This is a genomic window from Clostridium pasteurianum DSM 525 = ATCC 6013, assembly GCF_000807255.1.
GTDB lineage: Bacteria > Bacillota > Clostridia > Clostridiales > Clostridiaceae > Clostridium_I > Clostridium_I pasteurianum.
Genome location: NZ_CP009268.1, coordinates 1,108,942 through 1,128,213 on the forward strand (window position 1 = coordinate 1,108,942; position 19,272 = coordinate 1,128,213).

A 19,272-nucleotide genomic window follows, 5' to 3' on the forward strand; every position below is an offset into this window, starting at 1 on the left:
AATTCCTCACAAATCTTGATGATTAAATGAGTATAGACTTATTACCAGTCCCAATAAAGAGCAGCAGAATATAGATAAATATGCTATTGAACTAGAATCATTAAGTATACTTATTGAGCTGACTGCGGACCAAGGTATTAATCGTCGAATATTTTCTGACCAATATAACCCTGCCAAATCAATGCCTGCTACTATACAGCTAAATAATAAACTGGGATAAAACGCATTTCTTTGGAAGATACAAATAGCTAGAATTGGAGTCATTGACAATAGATTTAATACACCTGCTTTCAAACAAGTTTTAGTAATTTCAGGGAGAAATACTTGTAATTGAGAATTGCCATACAGCAATGAAATTCCACCATAAGTTATCAATAAAAACAACACTGTTATGAATACAAACCATATGACCCAAACAATAAATTTTCCTAACAAAAACTTATTTCTGTTTGCAGGAGCCGTTAATGTATTAATAATTGTTCGCTCCATATACTCTTTTTGAATTAAAAAAGTAATAACAAAACCACTTAGAACTGGATAAACTATTAATTGAATGGGAAGTATTAAGCGACTGAGCCATTGCATAATAGTAAATTCTTCTAGCAATGAATTACTGTTCCGTATATCTGACCAAATCATTACTAAGGGGAGAAGGATTCCTATTAATGTACATGTAATAACTAGTTTATTTCTTTTTAATTTCATTTTTTCATTAGCTAAAATATTAAGCAATGCCTTCACCCCCAGTTATCTTTTTAAAATAATCTTCTAAATTATCTGTACAAACTTCTAAATGGGTAATATCTATTTTTTCTTTTACAAGTACTTCATTAATTGTGGATATTTTATGATTTAAGTCATAAATACGAAGGTAGTTATTATCTTCTACGGAAAAATTATGAATACACAATTTAGACTCTAAAACATGAACAGCTTTAGGGATATTTATTACTTGAATAGATAAATACTGTTCCGTATTTTTATGAAATTCTTCTATTGTACATTCTTCTATTAATACTCCCTTATGAATAATACCTATATCATCAGCTATTAATGCAATTTCAGATAAAATATGACTAGAGATTATAATTGTTTTCCCCTGTTCTTCACATAGTTTTTTTAAGAATATTCGTATTTCTGATATTCCGATGGGATCTAATCCATTTGTTGGTTCATCAAGTATTAATAATTCCGGGTCATTTAATATAGCATTGGCGATTCCTAAACGCTGTTTCATACCTAGAGAATATGAAGAAAAAGTTTTCTTGTCATTATAAGGTAATCCAACCACACCTAATGCTTGTTCAATTGAATGAGAATTAATTTCTCCTCTTAACCTTGCAAAGACTTGTAGATTTTCAGCTCCTGTTAAGTTGGAATAAAAACCAGGTGTTTCGATAATTGAACCTATTCGAGGATATATGGTTTTTTGATTTCCTTGTAAGGTATCACCAAAAATTTTTATTTCACCAGAGGTAATTGAAGTTAATCCTAAAATCATTTTCATTATGCTTGTCTTTCCTGCACCATTTCTTCCAATCAGACCATATATTCTGCCTTTTTTTACGTTAAGGTTCACCTTATTCACAGCAGTTTGATCATTATATTTTTTTGTTAAATTATTAGTTGTGAGAATCACTATACCACTCCTTTTTTGTTTACCCTACCATCCGTATTACTCCCAACTTCTATCAAAGTAGGAGATAGCGCCTGCTACGTTCATGGATAAAGAGTTCTAAGTTTCAGATGGAGAAGAGTTTACCTGAAACTTGGAATCCTGTTTATATATTGATAATAACCTATAAATCTTGCCAAAACCTTGCGGGATTCTTATCTTTTTCTTGAAAAAACTCCCCACGCTAAATACGGGGGAGGTGGATTGTAAATATTGTTTCTTTATTTATTTTACTATTTAAAATAATTGTTCCTTTATGTGCATTGATTAACTCTTGAACAATAGCTAAGCCTAAGCCATTTCCTCTAATACCTCTAGAAGAATCACATTTATATAGTCTGGTAAAGATATAAGGCCTATCTTTCTCAGAAATGCCTATACCATTATCCATAAGGTTAATTTCAACTATATCATCAATTTGTAAAATAGATATATTGATGTCAGTCGCCTGACTGTGATTTATAACATTAGCAATAAGATTATCTATAATTCTTTCATATGCGGCAATATCCAGATTAACAATAATTGAATGGGCTGGAATATCAACATGATAATTAATCTGAGCCTGTTCAAAGGGGGAAATCCATTCAGCGATTAATGTTCTAGTTTTTTCGCAAATATCAACTTTATCAAAAGTATAGATCCACTCTCCAGACTCCAGTTTTAGCCATTCAAATAATGTTTGAATATATTCATTTAGGCTAAAGGCTTTATTTTTGGCTGTTTGAATATAGCTGTCTTTTTCTTTGCCAGTAACCAAATTATTGTCTATAGCATCAAGATAACCTACAAGAGAAGCAAGGGGAGTGCGAATGTCATGTGAAAGACTGGTTACCAGTTCTTTATAGGATTTTTCAGATTTATTTTGCTGAATTAATTGATTCTTACTTTCAATGACAATCTCGTTTATTTTGTAACATATATCACTGATAATGTCGTTTTGATTAGCAAATAAGCGTCTATCAAGATTTCCCTTTAAAATATCATCAAGTATTTTTGAGATGTTTTTTATTTGACTTTTGGTATTTCTTATATGAAAGAAAAGGATAATCACTATAGTACTTAATAGGATACAGAAAATAATTAGTACATTTAGCATTCTATACCTCCTGGTTAAAACGATAACCAACGCCATGTATAGTTTGAATATAGATAAGATGAAATTTTTTATTCTCTATTTTCTTTCTTAATTTACTAATTAAAGACATTATATTGTTATCGTCAAAAGCATATTCATCTTGCCATACATGATTATATATTTGTTTTTTTGTAAATACCTGTCCTTGATGAGAAGCTAAATAATATAGCAGATCAAACTCCTTAGCAGTTAACTGGATGTCATTACCATTTAATTTTACATTCCGCTGGACTGGATTAATAATGATTCCTTTAAAACTCAAGGATTGCTGCTCTAAATCATTAGGATGATTAAAAATAGTGTAGCGTCTTATTAATGACTGGACTCTTGCAACAAATTCACTTTGTAAGAATGGTTTTGTTAGATAATCATCTGCACCTAATCTTAAACCGGAAACTTTATCTACTTCGGAATCTTTTGCCGTAAGCATTAAAACTGGAACATTATTTTTTTGACGGATATTTGTCAAAACTTCAAAGCCATTTATTTGAGGCAGCATTACATCTAGAATAATGAGGTGATAATTATTATACTCTAATTTATCTAATCCGCTTTTTCCATCGTGACAAAGGGTAACTGTGTATCCTTCTAGTTTCAAATATTTTTTTAATAGTATACACAAATCAATATCATCATCTATAATTAAAATTTCATATTTCATAGGGAGACCTTTCTTTTAGATATTTTGGGTTAACATAAGTATTTCTTTTATTATATTTCATGGCTTTGATTTATACAATGAAATTTACGTAATATTGAAGCAAGTTCTTAATTCAGGTGAAAAAATTTGCCTCGCTGCTTAAATATATTTTATACTATACCTATTGACAAAATATGATTACCTTGATATCATTTTTATTAACAATAAAATCAATATTTAAGGTTGACTAGTAACACTAGAGACTTGTTTCCTAAGTTATTTTATAGGGGAATAGGTAGCTGGTGTTTTTTATTTTCACATGACTAATTTGGCGTAAGTTTTCCACGCACTCTGTACAGCGATTCACACAAAATCCAAAAGAAGATTTTGGTTCTCTGCTTGCACTCTGTGAAAGCGATTCACACAAAATCGAAAAGAAGATTTTGGTTCTCTGCTTGCACTCTGTGAAAGCGATTCACACAAAATCGAAAAGAAGATTTTGGTTCTCTGCTTTTCTTCAAGTGAGAGTTCGACGCCAAGTAAGCCATGCATTTGCAGTTCTAAAATTCAGATTGGGTAAAAGAATCCCCACCTGAATTAAGAGCTTGCTTCAAAGGGAGGGATTTTTAATGAAGAAGATAAACTTAGATAATTCCTTGGTGCAGACTCGTGAGGAGAGGCTTGGAACCATCATTTCATGGAAAACCGGCAAGGCATCAGAAATTTTAAGAGATTCTGAATATACCTGCGGCGGCTGCAAGGATAATGGAGGGAAAAGACTTTGCGAACCCAGAGGACCTTTTACTCAAGGGTCCAAGTGCAGCGAAGAAATGGTATCATGTCAGCATAGTAATGTAAGAGATGCGGTTTTTATTCAGCATTCTCCGGTAGGATGTGGTGCAGGTCAGGTATTATCCAATTCACTATATCGTAATGGTCTTGCCATAAGAGGATTGCCTGTAGAAAATGTCAGGATAATCAATACAAATATGGATGAAAGTGATGTGGTTTTTGGAGGATTAAAAAAGTTAGAACAGTCTATAAGGGATGCCTTTAACAGGCACAATCCTAAAGTTATTTTTGTGGGTACCTCTTGTGCTGCAGGAGTTATTGGAGAGGACATAGAAAGTGTAACAAATAAATTGCAGCAGGAATTTAAAATACCTGTAATTCCTACCTACTGTGAAGGATTCAGATCAAAACACTGGACTACAGGTTTTGATGCAGCCTACCATGGAATTATAAGGCAGGTAGCCCGTAAAAATCCTAAGAGGCAGGAAGATTTGGTTAATGTAATTGACCTTTGGGGTGAAGATATATTTACACCTATGCTTGGAGAACTGGGACTTAGGGTTAATTATGTGGTGGATTTAGCCAGCGTAGAGGATTTAGAGCAGATGTCAGAAGCTGCTGCCAGTGTTTCCTTTTGTTATACACTATCTTCCTATCTATCTGCTGCTCTAGAAAAACAGTTTGGAGTTGTAGATGTTAAAGCTCCTCAGCCCTATGGGATTCTTGCTACAGATGCTTGGATAAGAGAACTGGGAAAAGTTACCCATAGAGAGGAAAAGGCAGAAGCTTATATAGAAAAGGAACATAAGAGGATAGAAAAAAGACTGCAGGAACTTAGAAAACTACTTAAGGGTAAAGTCGGCTATGTAGCTACGGGATCTTCTTATGCTCACGGTATTATTGCAGTGCTACGGGATCTTGGTGTAGATATAGATGGATCTCTTACCTTTCACCATGAACCAATATTTGATGGTGAAGATGCGGATAAAAAGGATTCTCTAAAATTTTTAGTGGAGAACTATGGGGATGTTTCGCAGTTTAGTGTAAGTAATGGTCAGCAGTATCAATTTTATGGACTTCTTAAAAATATAAATCCTGATTTTATCATCATAAGACATAATGGGCTTGCACCTTTAGCTTCAAGAATGGGAATTCCAGCAGCACCTCTTGGAGATGGTCATCATGCAGTAGGCTATCAGGGAATTATAAATTTGGGAGAGACTATTCTTGAGATACTGGCCCGTAAGAAATTCCATCAGGATCTATCTGAAAATGTAGAATTGCCTTATACAGATTGGTGGCTCAGCCAAAAGGATCCCTATGTGCTTGCAAAGTAAAATATATGAAATTTAGTTTTATTAAATTCGGTAGCATGATCATTAGTTTATATAAGCTTAGTGTAAATAAAAACTTAAGTCAGAGTTATTTAACATAAAAGGAGTTAGCATAATGTCTATTTCAGAAGCAAATTATGGGAAAAGAGATTTGGGAGAATGTGAAAAATTAAAGAAGACAAATTCTATAGAACAGATTAGATATGGTTGTGCCTTAGGAGCTATACACAGTGTTTTTGCCATTCCAAGAGTAATTCCCATTACCCATTGCGGTCCGGGATGTGCTCAAAAACAGGTTACTGCCATATCCTTTAACAATGGGTTTCAAGGTGGCGGTTATGGGGGCGGTGCCGTTATTCCAAGCAGCAACATAAATGAAAAAGAAGTTGTATTTGGGGGAGAAAACAGGTTAAAAGAATTAATTGAAGGCACTTTTAAAGTCTTAAAGGCAGATTTATTTGTGGTGATGACAGGATGTATTCCGGATACAGTGGGGGATGATGTAGGAGCTGTGGTAGGAGAATTCCAAAAGAAAGGACTTCCTATCGTATATGCGGAAACGGGAGGTTTTAAAGGTAATAATTTCACTGGTCATGAACTTGTTACCAAGGCCATTATTGATCAGTATGTAGGTGATTATGATGGACCTAAAGAAATGGGTCTTGTAAATGTATGGTCACTGCTTCCTTATCATAATACCTTTTGGAAGGGTGATCTTACGGAAATAAAGAGAATTTTAGAGGGTGTAGGATTAAAGGTCAATATTTTGTTCGGAAATAAAAGTGATGGGGTTTCAGAGTGGAAAAACATAAAAAAAGCACAATTCAATTTGGTGCTGTCTCCTTGGCTAGGGCTTCAGACAGCAGAGCACTTAAAAGAAAAGTATGGTCAGCCTTATCTGCATATTCCTGTAATTCCCATAGGAGCTAAGGAAACCAGTAGTTTTCTTAGAAAGGTAGTGGATTTCGCAGGGATCGATAAAGAGAAGGCGGAGAGATTTATTGAACAGGAGAGAAAAGAATACTATAACTATTTGGAAGGATTTTCTGATTTTTATGCAGAGTATTTTTGGGGACTTCCAGCAAAATTTGCAGTTATAGGAGATAGTAACTATAACCTGGCAATAACAAAATTTTTAGTTAATCAGTTGGGAGTAATACCTGCAAGACAGATCATTACAGATAATCCACCTGAAAAATACAGAAGACTTATCGTGGAAGAATATAAAAATATAGCAGAGGATGTGTCTGTAGATGTGGAGTTTGAAGAGGATAGCTATATTATTCATGAAAAAATAAGGAAAACGGATTTTGGAAATAAGCCGCCTATTATTTTTGGTACTACCTGGGAGAGAGATCTGGTAAAAGAGCTGAGAGGGCATATAGTGGAAATAGGCTTTCCAGCTTCCTATGAGGTGGTTATATCAAAGTCCTATGTTGGGTACAGAGGAGCTCTTACTCTTCTTGAAAAAATTTATACCACAACAGTAAGTGCCAGTGCGTAGTGCAGAGATTGATCCTAGGTAAAATAGCATATTTTAGAATTGTCTATTATGAAGAATAGATACTGATTATGAAAAAATGTATTTATCCTATGACTATACACTCTAATACTCTCGTAGCACACAGCAAAAGCGATTCACACAAAATCAAAAAAAGATTTTGGTTCTCTGCTTTTCTTCAAGTGGGAGTAAAGAGTGGCTACGTCCCTGGATAACGACTTCTAAATATTAGGAATCATAAAGAAATTCCATATGATGCTAAGAATTCTGTTTATAGATAAGTCGACTAGATAAACTAGAGATTTAAATTCTTAAATTTAAGGATTTGAATTTCTAGTTTATTTTTATATATAAAACTACTTAGTTCACATAGTATATCTAAATTTACTCAGATCTTAATAAAAGGATTAAATTTACTTAATATAATATATTTGGAAAAGATTGCTTTGGAATGCAATCAGCAGCTTTTATTGGGAGATAATTTGAAATTGTTGGGAGGATTAATATGAAAATTAATTTAGAAGTACCTGAGGTAGCGATAAGAGAAAAAAGACTTGGATCTATTACGGGCTTTTGCGGAACAGCAGAGGGTTTAGTTAAAACAGCTAGATGCGGAAAACTTAAAGAGGAAAATCGAAGTTTCAGTCAATGGGCTGGCTGCAGTGTAGGTAAAGCTTTATGTCAGCTTTCCATGATACAGGACGCAGTAGTAATACAGCATGGTCCTATAGGGTGTTCAGGAGAATTTTCTATGTTTGGTTTTGTAAACAAGGTTGGACAGAAACAAAGAAATCTCACTGTAAAAAATATAAATGCAGTAAGTTCAAATTTGGAAGAGAAAGATACTATTTATGGTGGAGGAGCTAAACTTCGAAAGACTATAAAAGAGGTCTTTCAGGAGTTTAATCCAAAGGCAATATTTATAACTACTTCCTGCGCCTCAGGCATTATAGGAGATGATGTTGAAGCCATAGCGGACAAGGCAGAAAAAGAGATAGGTATACCAATAGTGTATATTTCCTGTGAGGGCTTTAAGTCCAGAGTATGGACTACAGGCTTTGATGCTGCTTTCCACGGCATTTTAAGAAAAATTGTAAAACCTCCAGTGGAAAAGAAAAAGAATGTCATCAATATAATAAGCTTTTGGGGAAGTGATGAGTTTTCATATTTACTCCGAAAAATAGGTTTAGAGCCAAACTATATAGCTCCATTTTCAACTGTAGAGCAATTATCGAAACTGTCAGAAGCAGCAGCTACAGCACAAATATGTTCCACTCTTGGAACTTATCTTGCAGCAGGATTACAACAGGAATATGGGATTCCTGAAGTGAAAGCTTCCCAGCCTTATGGGATAACAGGTACTGATGCTTGGTTTAGAGAAATTGGAAAAATAATAGGGAAAGAACAGGAGGTAGAGGAGCTAATAAAATCAGAAAAGGAGAGAATAGCACCTAAGCTTGAGGAGTTAAGAAATAGATTAAAAGGGAAAACGGGATATGTCACTGCAGGAGCTGCCTATGGTCACATAATTTCTACATTACTTAATGAATTAAATGTAAAAGTAATTGGAGCCTGCGTTTATCATCATGATCCTGTTTATGATAATGGAGATATCGATGCGGATACTTTGAATTTTGTGGTTGAAAATTATGGAGACATACCTAATTATGATGTATCCAATAAACAGTCCTTTGAATTTGTAAATGCTATGAATAAAATAAGACCTGATATATGTGTAACAAGACATCCAGGAATGGCCATATGGGGCATAAGACTTGGGATACCAACACTACTTTGGGCCAATGAAAATTTAAGCTTTGGTTATCAGGGATTAATTAATTTTGGAGAAAGGGTAGTAGATTTACTGGAAAATGATGAATTTGTAAAAAATATTGCGGAGCATTCAGAACTTCCATATACAGATTGGTGGATGAATCAAAATCCATATTCTTTTCTTGGAACTAAAGGTAAAAAGACAGAGGAATTACAAAGAGAAAAGGTTGCTGAATAAATTATTTGAAAAACATCATGTGAAAATATAAATTTTCAAGGGGGAAAAATAAGTGTCAGGTATAATTGAACAACCAAGATATGTATGTGCTATAGGAGCACAGCAGACTGTTTTAGCTATAGATAAAGCAATACCAATTCTAAATTCAGGACCAGGCTGCAGTGAAAAAGTCTTTAGTGCTGTAAGCTTTAACTCTGGATATCAGGGAACAGGCTATGCAGGGGGAAGTACCATACCTTGTACAAACAGTTCAGAAAGAGAAGTAGTATTTGGAGGAGAAGATAGGCTAAGGGAAGTAATAGATGGTACCCTTAAGATTTTAAAAGGAGATTTATTCGTAGTATTAACAGGCTGTACTTCTGATATTATAGGAGATGATGTGGGACAAGTAGTTTCTGAATATCAGAAAAATGGAGTACCTATAGTATATGCTGAAACGGGAGGATTTAAAGGGAATAATTACTTAGGTCATGAGCTTGTAACTCAGGCAATTATAAATCAATTTGTAGGTGATGTACAGCCAAAAGTTGAAAAAGGTTTAGTCAATGTATGGTCGGTAGTACCCTATCAGGATCCTTTCTGGGCTGGAAATCTATCAGAAATTAAACGATTGTTAGAGGGAATAGGACTTAGAGTCAATATATTATTTGGACCAGAAGCTGGGGGAGTAGAAGAGTGGAAAACTATTCCTAACGCTGAATTTAATATTGTATTATCTCCCTGGGTAGGACTCAAAACGGCAAAACTGTTAAAAGATAAATATGGAACTCCATATTTATATCATCCCATATTTCCTATAGGTGCTAAACAAACTACAGAATTTTTGAGGAAAGTAGTGGAATTTGGAGATCTGGATAGAAATAAGGCAGAAGAGTTCATAAGAGATAAAGAAAGAATTTATTATTACTATTTACAGAGATCTGCAGATTTTTTTGTAGAATTCCGGTATGATTTAATTCATAAATTTTTCACTATTACTGATTCCTTTTATGCTCTAGGTATCAATAAATTTTTAATAAAGGAGCTTGGACTTGTACCAGGTCAGCAGTATATAACTGAAAATACGCCTAAGGAATATGAAGACTTTATAAAAAGGGAACTTGAAAATTCCTCAAAAACTATTTCTGCAGAAGTAATATTTGAAACCAACGGCAGGAAAATTCATAAGGGCATAAGAAATTATGATCATAATAATCATAAGCCGCTAATTATAGGAAGCTTTTGGGATAAAGATATAGTTTCTGAATTAGGAGGCTATGGTTTAGATTTGTCAATACCTATACTTAACAGTATTGTACTAAATAAGACTTATGCAGGTTACAATGGTGCCTTAGCCTTAGTTGAAGATATATATAATAGTATATTAAATCATTATTAGAAGATAAAATTACATTTATATATAGTGAAACTAGTTTCAAACTAAAACTAAAAAATTTATAAGCCTTGATAATACTATATTTGTATCTATTAATTTTAAGCTTAGATGTAGTTTCACTATATATTTTAAAGGAATTTAAATTAATAACAAATTTTTATTCTAATTATATATTAATGTGATTACAGATATCCAATTTCCTAATTAGATATTAATAAACATGAATAGCATTATCTGAAAAATTTATATTGCAAGTTGGATATATATATTGAAATGAATATGCAAATAAAAGGGGGTGAAAATTATGACTGACTCAGAGGATGATTGTATGAAAGTTTACAGTATTTTGGAAGGAGGTATACGTAAAAATGTTCATACTATTTTTGATTATATCATCAATAAGAAAAAGATTTTATTTAGTGGATGATTTAAAATAGAAACTAAATAGATACAATAAAAAAATGACAACTGTGAGATTATAGAAAAATTATGTATATTAAAATGAAAAGAATATTAAATCCATTAGAATCTTGAAGATTGTATTTTAAAAATCATTATAGATTCTAGTGGATTTTTTCAGCTTCATAATACATGAGGATTGCAAATCTCTATATAATATATTTAAATTTAGCTGAACTTCAGTTAAACAGCAATTCATTCATTCATTAGACAATATTGACATTGATAAATTATGCTAATATAATAAAAGGTAAATGTATATTATAAAATAATAATTTTAATTTTGGGATTTAGGTTTAGTAAATTATTTTTAAAGCTCACTTAATAAATAAGAGGCTTAATATTTCTTGATATTTATTTATCATGAATATTAAGCCTTTTTTGTTTGGAAGTGGAAACTTATTCAGGGCTAGTAGTTTATTAGATTTGCTGATATTGTTCATGTGAGATATTTTGCAGTTGATAGTGTTGTTAGGAGGAATTTTAAGTGAATGGGTTACGGGGAGCAGAATTGCTGGGAGGAAAGCTGCCAATTAAAAAATTGTCCAATAAGTTAATTGAAAATTTTCCAGCTTTAAAGTATAAGTATTTTAGATATTTTTTAGCAGGACAATGTGTGTCACTTATGGGAACTTGGATACAGAGAACAGCTCAGCAGTGGGTTTTTTATAGTATTACTAAATCAGCATTTCTGCTTGGAATTTTAGGAGTTTTTCAGTTTACCCCCATGCTTTTATTTTCTCTCTTTGCAGGAGTTTTTGTGGATAGATTTCCAAAGAAAAAATTGTTACTAATAACACAGTTTTTACAGATGCTGCAGGCTTTTGTGTTTGCAATATTAATATTATCAGGACATATTAAATATTGGCATGTTTTAATATTAGCAGGTATTTATGGCATTGTTCAGACCTTTGATATGCCAACGAGGCAATCATTTTTTATAGAATTGGTAGGTAAAGAGGATTTAATAAGTGCCATAGGGATGAATTCCACTATTGTGAATATAGCAAGAATACTGGGACCAGCAATTTCCGGAATTATATTGCTTAAATTGGGCCCTGTTTTTTGTTTTGCAATTAATGGTTTCAGCTTTATAGCAGTTATGATAGGATTAATGAGTATTAAATCTTATCAGGTAAATATAAGAAAACAAAATTGTAATATAATTAAAGATATTATAGATGGATTAAAATATATTAAGTCACAAAAGGTAATACTTACATCAGTAATATTAATGCTTATTGTTGGGACCTTTGCATTTAACAATGAGGTGATTATACCTGTTTATGTAAAAGAAGTTTTGCATAAATCTGCTGGGGTTTACAGTACTCTTCTAACTGCTTCTGGTATAGGTGCATTAATTGGATCTGTAAAATTTGCTTCAAATAAAAAAAGAAGATCAAATGTAATATTCACTAGTGCTTTAATTTTATCAATGTGTTTGATAATCCAAGGTTTTATTCACACATATTATATTTCTATATTAATATTAACAGCCTATGGTTTTTTCAATATAATTTTTATGGCATCAGTGAATTCCACAATACAAATAAATTCCAGTGATGAATATAGGGGAAGAGCAGTAAGTGTTTATAGTCTGGTACTTGTTGGAACTACGCCCATTGGAAATCTATTTGCAGGTACAGTAGGCCAATATTTAGGAGCTAATATGAGCTTTTTGTCTTGTGGTATAATAACCTTGGTCTTAATGTCTATTATGTTTTTTTATTTAAAAAGAGTTTGACTTATAAAAATTGGAGTAAGACAATGAATATTTTGAAGTTACAGCGGCTATAAATTCACCTGTAAGCATATGTATAAAGACATATATTTCATATCTGTATCTGGGCTGAGTCTCAATTAAAATATGAATTAATATAAATCCTAGGACCAAAAGAGAGAATAGGTCTATGTCTTTATTTTCATTTCTGAATTTTAGTATAAGTGAAATTAAGGCACATATAAGCAAAAATATATATTGTACATTTCCTGCTTTAATCAGAGTAAAAATATAATTATTTATTTTATCTTTGGTAATGGCAAAATTATATTGATTATCTGTATATCCCATAAAATGATACATTTTATTTATCAAAAAAGGTACGGTAGTTTTATAATTTACTAGAGAGTTCTTTATCGTTTCAATACACTCTTCATTATATCTATTATAGTCAAAATTTAGAGTTTTTAAATCAAAATAAACTTGGGTTTTTCTGGCGTTTTCCGTTGGAATATTGTATACGCCACTGCCTTTTAATCCTAATACAAACTTAAAATATTTTGCATTACTTTTACTAATAGGAGAGGGAGAAATATCACTTTTTATTACAGCTATGTCAAAGCCCTTTACTATAATTATAAAAGCAATGAGAAAAATTATATATTTCTTAAAGTATTTATAATAGCTTTTTTCTTTTAACATCCTATGAATGTAAACTATGGAGAACCCCATGATTATTATAGCTGCAATAGGTCTTAATATTTGAGTGAATCCTAATAGAATACCAGCAAATAGTAAAGCTTTTGTGGTTGATTTCATCATAAAATATAAAGACAGACATAATAGTAGAGTGCTTATATGTTGATTGTTTATAACTGATGATCCCATAATATTTGGAATATACATAGCGTATAGAATTGAAGCAATAGCTGCTGCATCTTTATTAGATATAATTTCTACAAGTTTATAAATAGTTATAGATGTTGCTATCATACAAAGGGCTTCTGCTATTTTTATATATAGAAGTTTGTAGCCAAGGAGCTTTATAAAAGCAGCCAGATATACTGTATATCCAATCTGATAATTATAGAAATAAAAATAACTGGATTTATCAAAGCTTTCCTTGAAAAATATTCCTTTTGATATTTTATCTGCTCCCTCTAGAAGAATTCTGTAGTCACTAACAGGATTTGTAAGTGCATAGATATTCCACAAAAAGTAAATGGATGCTGATATCAATATTAATATAAGGAAAAAGGCTTTATTACTGTATCTGTTTATCTTAATAGACAAAAATGTAGTGAATATGTTTAATGCTATTACAAAAATAATAATTGATATATTTATATTGGTTACCTTTACGGAGAAAGATGAATATATCATAATAAAAATTATAATGGAGGATAAAAATAACAAGAAATTTTTGGGGTTAATAAATTTAAATATTGGCATAAATTACTCCATTCTTCTAATTTACTATAGGTTAATAATTATTTTAGCATATATCAATATATATTTCTATTGTACAAGTCTATTCTTTTAAAAATTATAATACAGTTAAAATTTTACTTAAAATCCAAAGTAATTATAAGTAAACGTATTGACAAAGCACACATTATTTGATAATATGAAGATAAAGAAAATAAACTGAAAATTCACAATATGCAAATAATTGAATAATAATATTTATATAACAAAATATCGCTAGGATTTTCTTCATTAGAATAACATTTAAGATCTTATCGTTTCTAGGCTTTTTTATAACAATTATATAGCTGTAGAAAAGTGTGAATTTCAATGTTTCAAGTCAATTTTATATAATTTACAAAACAGAAAAAATAAAAATATATTTGTTTGATTCTTTGAGTGATTTAAGTTAACAATGACACAATTAATTCATTATAGATTGTAGTTTTATATTACAATGTAAATAAATATAAAGATTAACTGCTGTTATAGTTGTATTATAAGGGAGTTGAAACCAATGATTAATTTACAACAGGATTGTATAAAGTTTTACAGTGATTTAAAAGGAGGTGTAAAAAATGTCAATAATATTTTTAATAATATCAGCAATAAAGAGAAGATTTTATTTAGCGGGTAGGGGAAAATAAGGAAAAGTTAAATTGAATGTTTTCTAGGAGAAAGGAATCACAGAGAACTGTGTTTTTATAGATTATCATATACTGTTAAGATGAAAGTTAGATTACAAAAACAAAGTTGAATTATGAGATAGCTGTGATATTAAAAGAACTATGTGCATTAAAATAGTTAAATGTATTAAAAACAAATATTTTTAAATAACCTATATGAAGTTTCTTAAATGAAATTTTATATAGGTTATTTTTATATTCAGTTTTTTAAAATTGGATAAAAATTAGGCGGACTATTTAACCTATTAATCCTATTAAAAATAAAAAAAAATAGCTTTATTATAATATTTTTATTAATATTTATACTTAATAGACTTTAAATTAATAATTAATTAAGTCATTTTAAAACATAGTATAAATATAAGAATAGTAAATGGAAGCTTAGTTTATGGGCTTTTATAGTTGTTGAAATTTATAATCTGTTATGTATAATTTAAAATAAAATAAAAAATAATTAATTTTGTTAAAAACTTGGCATAAAAGTTGCTGAATAAAACATTAGTTTTATTTTTTATACAATTCATAAAAGGCCATTAATTGTTGTATTATAAAATTTGTTGATTAAAATATTTGAATTGAAGCAAGTTCTTAATTCAGGTGAAATAAAAGAAGATATTAAGGAGGTTTAAATGTGGGTAAATATATTATTAAAAGAATTGCTGCAAGTGCTTTAACTTTATTTGTAGTAATGAGTATTACGTTTTTCTTAATTAGAGCTATACCTGGTGGTCCATTTACAGAGGAAAAAAATATACCGCCGGAAGTAATGCAGACGGTTATGGAAAAATATAAACTTAATGATCCATTGTATAAACAATATATTGATTATGTATCAGATGCAGTAAGACTTAATTTGGGACCATCACTAAAGTATGAGGGGAGAACGGTAAATGACATAATAGCTGAAAGTTTCCCTATCTCAGCAAAAATAGGAGCATTGGCAATACTGATTGCTCTTGCAGCAGGAATTCCACTGGGGGTATTAGCAGCAATTAAAAGAGGAACAATATGGGATAAGATTACATCTGTATTTTCTATTGTTGGTGTAACAATACCTAATTTCGTAATAGCTACAATACTTATTTATATTTTAGTTCTAAAGCTTAAAGTTATTTCTGTAGGTGTAACTTCATCCTTTACAGATATGATACCTGCAGCAGTAACGTTAGCAGGATTCCCAATGGCTTATATTTCAAGGATAGTAAGATCAAGCATGCTTGAGGTAATACAGCAAGATTATATAAGAACAGCTAGAGCAAAGGGAATGCTGGAAAATAAAGTTATATTTGTACACGCCCTTAGAAATGCGTTGATGCCAGTTCTTACTTATATGGGACCTCTTGTAGCAGGTATACTTACAGGGAGCTTTGTAGTGGAACAAGTATTTTCAATACCCGGCATTGGTACATATTTTGTAACAAGCATTCAAGATCGTGATTACACCACTATTGTTGGAGTAACAATATTTTATAGTTTTTTACTTATAACCTTTAATCTAATAGTAGACATACTATATGCTGCATTGGATTCAAGAATAAATTTGGAATAGAGGAGGAGAATATATGGATAGTTTCTATAATGAAGAGGAAATGTACTCTCCAGCAACGGAAGAAGAAAAAAGAAATAATGAATTTTTTAAACCTAGTGTCAGCTACTGGCATGATGCTTGGAATAGAATCAGAAAAGATAAGATGGCCCTAACTGGTCTTATAATAATTATAGTTATTTTACTTTTTGCTATATTTTCTCCGATTTTCTGCAAGTATACTTATGATTTTCAAGATTTAAGTCAGGCAAATCAGTGGCCTAGTGCACAGCATATTTTTGGAACTGATAATCTTGGCAGAGATCTTTTTGTAAGAACTATGTACGGAGCTAGAATATCTCTAAGTATAGGATTTGTTGCAAGTTTCATAAGTCTTACCATTGGTGTGCTTTATGGTGGGATTAGCGGACTTTTAGGAGGCAAGGCTGATATTATAATGATGAGAATAGTAGATATTCTCTATAGTATACCAAGCATGATATATGTAATACTTCTTATGGTAATAATTGGGCCGGGACTTAAAAGTATATTTTTAACTCTAGGAATATCCTATTGGGTTGGAATGGCTCGTATAGTAAGAGGAGAAATACTTAAGCTAAAGCATGAGGAGTTTGTTTTAGCAGCACAAGTTATTGGAGCTTCAAAAAAGAGAATTTTGCTTAGAGAACTAATACCAAATGCTATGGGACCAATAATCGTAACTTTAACATTATCTATACCCGGGGCTATTTTTAATGAAGCTTTTTTGAGTTTTGTGGGACTTGGAGTTTCAGCACCTATGGCTAGCTGGGGAGTCCTTACAAATCAGGCAATAAGCTCACTTGAAGTTTATCCTTATCAGTTGTTTTTCCCAGCGGCTGCTATAACAATAACTATTTTAGCATTTAATTTTCTTGGAGATGGATTAAGAGATGCATTGGATCCAAGACTTAAAAGGTAGGTAGTTCATATGAAAAATATTATTGAAGTAAATAATTTAAAAACATCTTTTTTCACACCAGCAGGAGAAGTAAAGGCAGTAAATGGTGTATCTTTCAAGCTTAAAAAGGGAGAGGTACTTGGAATTGTGGGAGAATCCGGCAGTGGTAAAAGTATTACAGTCTTATCAATACTTAAATTGCTTGGAGGTACAGGCAAGATAATTAATGGAGAGATCATTTTAGACGGAGAAAATATTGTAGATAAAGATAATAAATATATGAGTACTATTAGAGGTTCTAAAATAGGAATGATATTTCAGGATCCAATGACCTCATTAAATCCAGTTTTTAAAATTGGTTATCAGTTAAGGGAACCAATAATGAAACATTTAAAACTTTCTAAAAGTGAAGCTAATAAAAAGGCAGTAGAAATGCTCACTCTTGTAGGAATACCTGATGCAGAGAAGAGGATGAACTGTTTTCCACATGAATTTTCAGGTGGCATGAGACAAAGAGTTATTATAGCTATGGCACTTGCCTGTAATCCTGAATTAATAATTGCAGATGAACCCACTACAGCACTTGATGTAACAATTCAAGCTCAGATAATGGAACTTATGAAGAAGTTTCAAAAAGATTTTAATACATCAATAATACTAATTACCCATGATTTGGGAGTAGTTGCGGATTTAGCGGATAATATAATTGTTATGTATTCAGGAAGTATAATGGAGCGTGGTCCAGTAGAAGATATTTTTTATAATCCAAAGCATCCATATACAAAGGGACTGCTGAATTCAGTGCCAAATCCAGATGAAATTATTAAAAAGAGGCTTATTCCAATTGATGGACAGCCACCTAATTTGTTAAATCCACCAAAAGGGTGCCCATTTAGTCCTAGATGTCCACATGCGATGAAGATATGTCTTGTTAAAAAACCAGAAACTGTTTGTGTAAATGAAAATCACCAAAACAGCTGCTGGTTGATGAATAAAGATATGAGGAAGGGGTGATGTGATGGAAACGATGCTAGAGGTAAAAAATCTTAATAAGTACTTCACCAAAAAAGTGGGGTTCTTTGGTGGAAAACAGCAGGTTGTAAAGGCTGTAGACAATGTAAATTTAAAAATAAAAAAAGGAGAAACCCTTGGACTTGTAGGTGAAAGCGGATGTGGAAAAACTACTACAGGCAGGACTATTGCAAGGATATATGATCCAACAGCTGGAAACATAATATTTAGAGGCCAGGATATTGCAAAACTATCTCAAAAGGAAATAAAGCCAATTAGAAAATGTATGCAAATGATATTTCAGGATCCTTATGCTTCTTTAAATCCACGTATGACAATTTCAGAGATTATAAGGACTCCGCTGGATGTACACAATCTCTATACAAAAGAGGAAAGAAAAGAAAAAGTTAAAGAACTTTTAAATATAGTTGGATTCAACTCAGAGCATGGGAACAGATATCCCCATGAATTGTCCGGAGGTCAAAGACAAAGAGTAGGAATAGCAAGAGCACTTGCAGTAGAACCAGAATTTATTATATGTGATGAGCCGATTTCTGCATTGGATGTTTCCATACAGGCTCAGATTATAAATACCTTGGAGGACTTAAAAAATACACTTAATCTTACTTATTTGTTTATAGCACATGATCTTTCTATGGTTAAACATATAAGTGACAATATTGGAGTTATGTATCTTGGAAATATTGTAGAGACAGCAGGAAGTGATGAATTATATAAAAATCCAGTTCATCCATATACTCAAACACTTTTGTCAGCTATTCCGCTGCCAGATCCTAGAAAGGCAAAAGAGAGAAAGAGAATAATGCTTGAGGGTGAAGTACCAAGTCCAATTAATCCTCCTACAGGATGTAAATTTCATACAAGATGTAAGTATGCTGAAAAAGTCTGTAGTGAAATAGCTCCAGAGCTTAAAGATTGTGGTAACAACCATAGAGTTGCATGCCATTTAATTAATAAAATATAATTATTAATAGATA

Annotated in this window: 15 protein-coding genes; 10 read left to right on the forward strand and 5 right to left on the reverse strand. The window is 31.6% G+C overall.

What is annotated here, in order from left to right; all coding sequences use genetic code 11:
• Positions 1-6 precede the first annotated feature (6 nt).
• The 4 genes from CLPA_RS05035 to CLPA_RS05050 all read right to left on the reverse strand — a co-directional run bounded on the left by CLPA_RS05035 (position 7) and on the right by CLPA_RS05050 (position 3,474).
• Entirely contained in the window at positions 7-732 is a 726-nt protein-coding gene (locus CLPA_RS05035; RefSeq protein ID WP_003444637.1) for an ABC transporter permease, read from the reverse strand.
• Positions 725-1,639, reverse strand: a complete 915-nt coding sequence (locus CLPA_RS05040) for an ATP-binding cassette domain-containing protein (RefSeq protein WP_003444635.1) — start codon at positions 1,637-1,639, stop codon at positions 725-727. The genes CLPA_RS05035 and CLPA_RS05040 overlap by 8 nt, the downstream gene beginning before the upstream one ends.
• A 220-nt stretch (positions 1,640-1,859) precedes the next feature.
• Positions 1,860-2,774 carry a sensor histidine kinase gene (locus CLPA_RS05045; protein WP_003444633.1) on the reverse strand — a complete coding sequence of 305 codons (915 nt, stop codon included), beginning with the start codon at positions 2,772-2,774 and terminating at the stop codon, positions 1,860-1,862.
• Between the two features lies 1 nt (position 2,775).
• On the reverse strand, positions 2,776-3,474 hold the full coding sequence (locus CLPA_RS05050; RefSeq protein ID WP_003444632.1) for a response regulator transcription factor: 699 nt from the start codon (positions 3,472-3,474) through the stop codon (positions 2,776-2,778).
• A gap of 608 nt (positions 3,475-4,082) precedes the next feature.
• On the opposite strand from CLPA_RS05050, the gene CLPA_RS05055 reads away from it, so the two are divergent.
• The 6 genes from CLPA_RS05055 to CLPA_RS05075 all read left to right on the forward strand — a co-directional run bounded on the left by CLPA_RS05055 (position 4,083) and on the right by CLPA_RS05075 (position 12,669).
• On the forward strand, positions 4,083-5,582 hold the full coding sequence (locus tag CLPA_RS05055) for a nitrogenase component 1 (protein WP_003444630.1): 1,500 nt from the start codon (positions 4,083-4,085) through the stop codon (positions 5,580-5,582).
• Positions 5,583-5,694: 112 nt separating this feature from the next.
• A complete protein-coding gene (locus CLPA_RS05060) occupies positions 5,695-7,083 on the forward strand; it encodes a nitrogenase component 1 (protein ID WP_003444628.1) in 1,389 nt (462 codons plus the stop codon).
• 502 nt (positions 7,084-7,585) lie between these two features.
• The gene (locus CLPA_RS05065) at positions 7,586-9,091 is read left to right on the forward strand and encodes a nitrogenase component 1 (RefSeq protein ID WP_003444626.1); all 1,506 of its coding nucleotides are present in this window, start codon (positions 7,586-7,588) and stop codon (positions 9,089-9,091) included.
• A gap of 52 nt (positions 9,092-9,143) precedes the next feature.
• Positions 9,144-10,469, forward strand: coding sequence for a nitrogenase component 1 (locus CLPA_RS05070; protein WP_003444624.1), 1,326 nt, complete (start codon positions 9,144-9,146; stop codon positions 10,467-10,469).
• A gap of 301 nt (positions 10,470-10,770) precedes the next feature.
• Positions 10,771-10,893, forward strand: a complete 123-nt coding sequence (locus tag CLPA_RS21870; RefSeq protein ID WP_257786230.1) for a hypothetical protein — start codon at positions 10,771-10,773, stop codon at positions 10,891-10,893.
• Positions 10,894-11,412: 519 nt separating this feature from the next.
• Positions 11,413-12,669: an MFS transporter gene (locus CLPA_RS05075; RefSeq protein ID WP_003444623.1), complete on the forward strand. Its 1,257-nt coding sequence runs from the start codon at positions 11,413-11,415 to the stop codon at positions 12,667-12,669.
• On the opposite strand, the gene CLPA_RS05080 is transcribed toward CLPA_RS05075, so the two are convergent.
• Complete coding sequence (locus CLPA_RS05080; protein WP_158380938.1) at positions 12,655-14,028, reverse strand: glycosyltransferase family 39 protein; 1,374 nt, start codon at positions 14,026-14,028, stop codon at positions 12,655-12,657. The two genes, CLPA_RS05075 and CLPA_RS05080, sit on opposite strands and share 15 nt — an antisense overlap.
• A gap of 1,401 nt (positions 14,029-15,429) precedes the next feature.
• Here CLPA_RS05080 and CLPA_RS05085 point away from each other — a divergent pair.
• Genes CLPA_RS05085 through CLPA_RS05100 form a run of 4 tightly spaced genes read left to right on the forward strand, consistent with a single transcriptional unit; the run spans position 15,430 to position 19,259 of the window.
• Entirely contained in the window at positions 15,430-16,347 is a 918-nt protein-coding gene (locus CLPA_RS05085) for an ABC transporter permease (protein ID WP_003444621.1), read from the forward strand.
• A gap of 13 nt (positions 16,348-16,360) precedes the next feature.
• Positions 16,361-17,284: an ABC transporter permease gene (locus CLPA_RS05090; RefSeq protein ID WP_003444620.1), complete on the forward strand. Its 924-nt coding sequence runs from the start codon at positions 16,361-16,363 to the stop codon at positions 17,282-17,284.
• A 9-nt stretch (positions 17,285-17,293) separates the two neighbouring features.
• Positions 17,294-18,277, forward strand: a complete 984-nt coding sequence (locus CLPA_RS05095; RefSeq protein ID WP_003444618.1) for an ABC transporter ATP-binding protein — start codon at positions 17,294-17,296, stop codon at positions 18,275-18,277.
• 4 nt (positions 18,278-18,281) lie between these two features.
• Complete coding sequence (locus tag CLPA_RS05100; protein ID WP_003444616.1) at positions 18,282-19,259, forward strand: ABC transporter ATP-binding protein; 978 nt, start codon at positions 18,282-18,284, stop codon at positions 19,257-19,259.
• Positions 19,260-19,272: the final 13 nt, after the last annotated feature.

Excerpts from the sequence above, each read along its gene's own strand:
- CLPA_RS05045 (WP_003444633.1), bottom strand. The coding sequence starts at position 2,774 with ATGCTAAATGTACTAATTATTTTCTGTATCCTATTAAGTACTATAGTG.
- CLPA_RS05060 (WP_003444628.1), top strand. The coding sequence starts at position 5,695 with ATGTCTATTTCAGAAGCAAATTATGGGAAAAGAGATTTGGGAGAATGT.
- CLPA_RS05100 (WP_003444616.1), top strand. The coding sequence starts at position 18,282 with ATGGAAACGATGCTAGAGGTAAAAAATCTTAATAAGTACTTCACCAAA.
- CLPA_RS05055 (WP_003444630.1), top strand. The coding sequence starts at position 4,083 with ATGAAGAAGATAAACTTAGATAATTCCTTGGTGCAGACTCGTGAGGAG.
- CLPA_RS05090 (WP_003444620.1), top strand. The coding sequence starts at position 16,361 with ATGGATAGTTTCTATAATGAAGAGGAAATGTACTCTCCAGCAACGGAA.
- CLPA_RS05050 (WP_003444632.1), bottom strand. The coding sequence starts at position 3,474 with ATGAAATATGAAATTTTAATTATAGATGATGATATTGATTTGTGTATA.
- CLPA_RS05080 (WP_158380938.1), bottom strand. The coding sequence starts at position 14,028 with ATGATATATTCATCTTTCTCCGTAAAGGTAACCAATATAAATATATCA.
- CLPA_RS05095 (WP_003444618.1), top strand. The coding sequence starts at position 17,294 with ATGAAAAATATTATTGAAGTAAATAATTTAAAAACATCTTTTTTCACA.
- CLPA_RS05065 (WP_003444626.1), top strand. The coding sequence starts at position 7,586 with ATGAAAATTAATTTAGAAGTACCTGAGGTAGCGATAAGAGAAAAAAGA.
- CLPA_RS21870 (WP_257786230.1), top strand. The coding sequence starts at position 10,771 with ATGACTGACTCAGAGGATGATTGTATGAAAGTTTACAGTATTTTGGAA.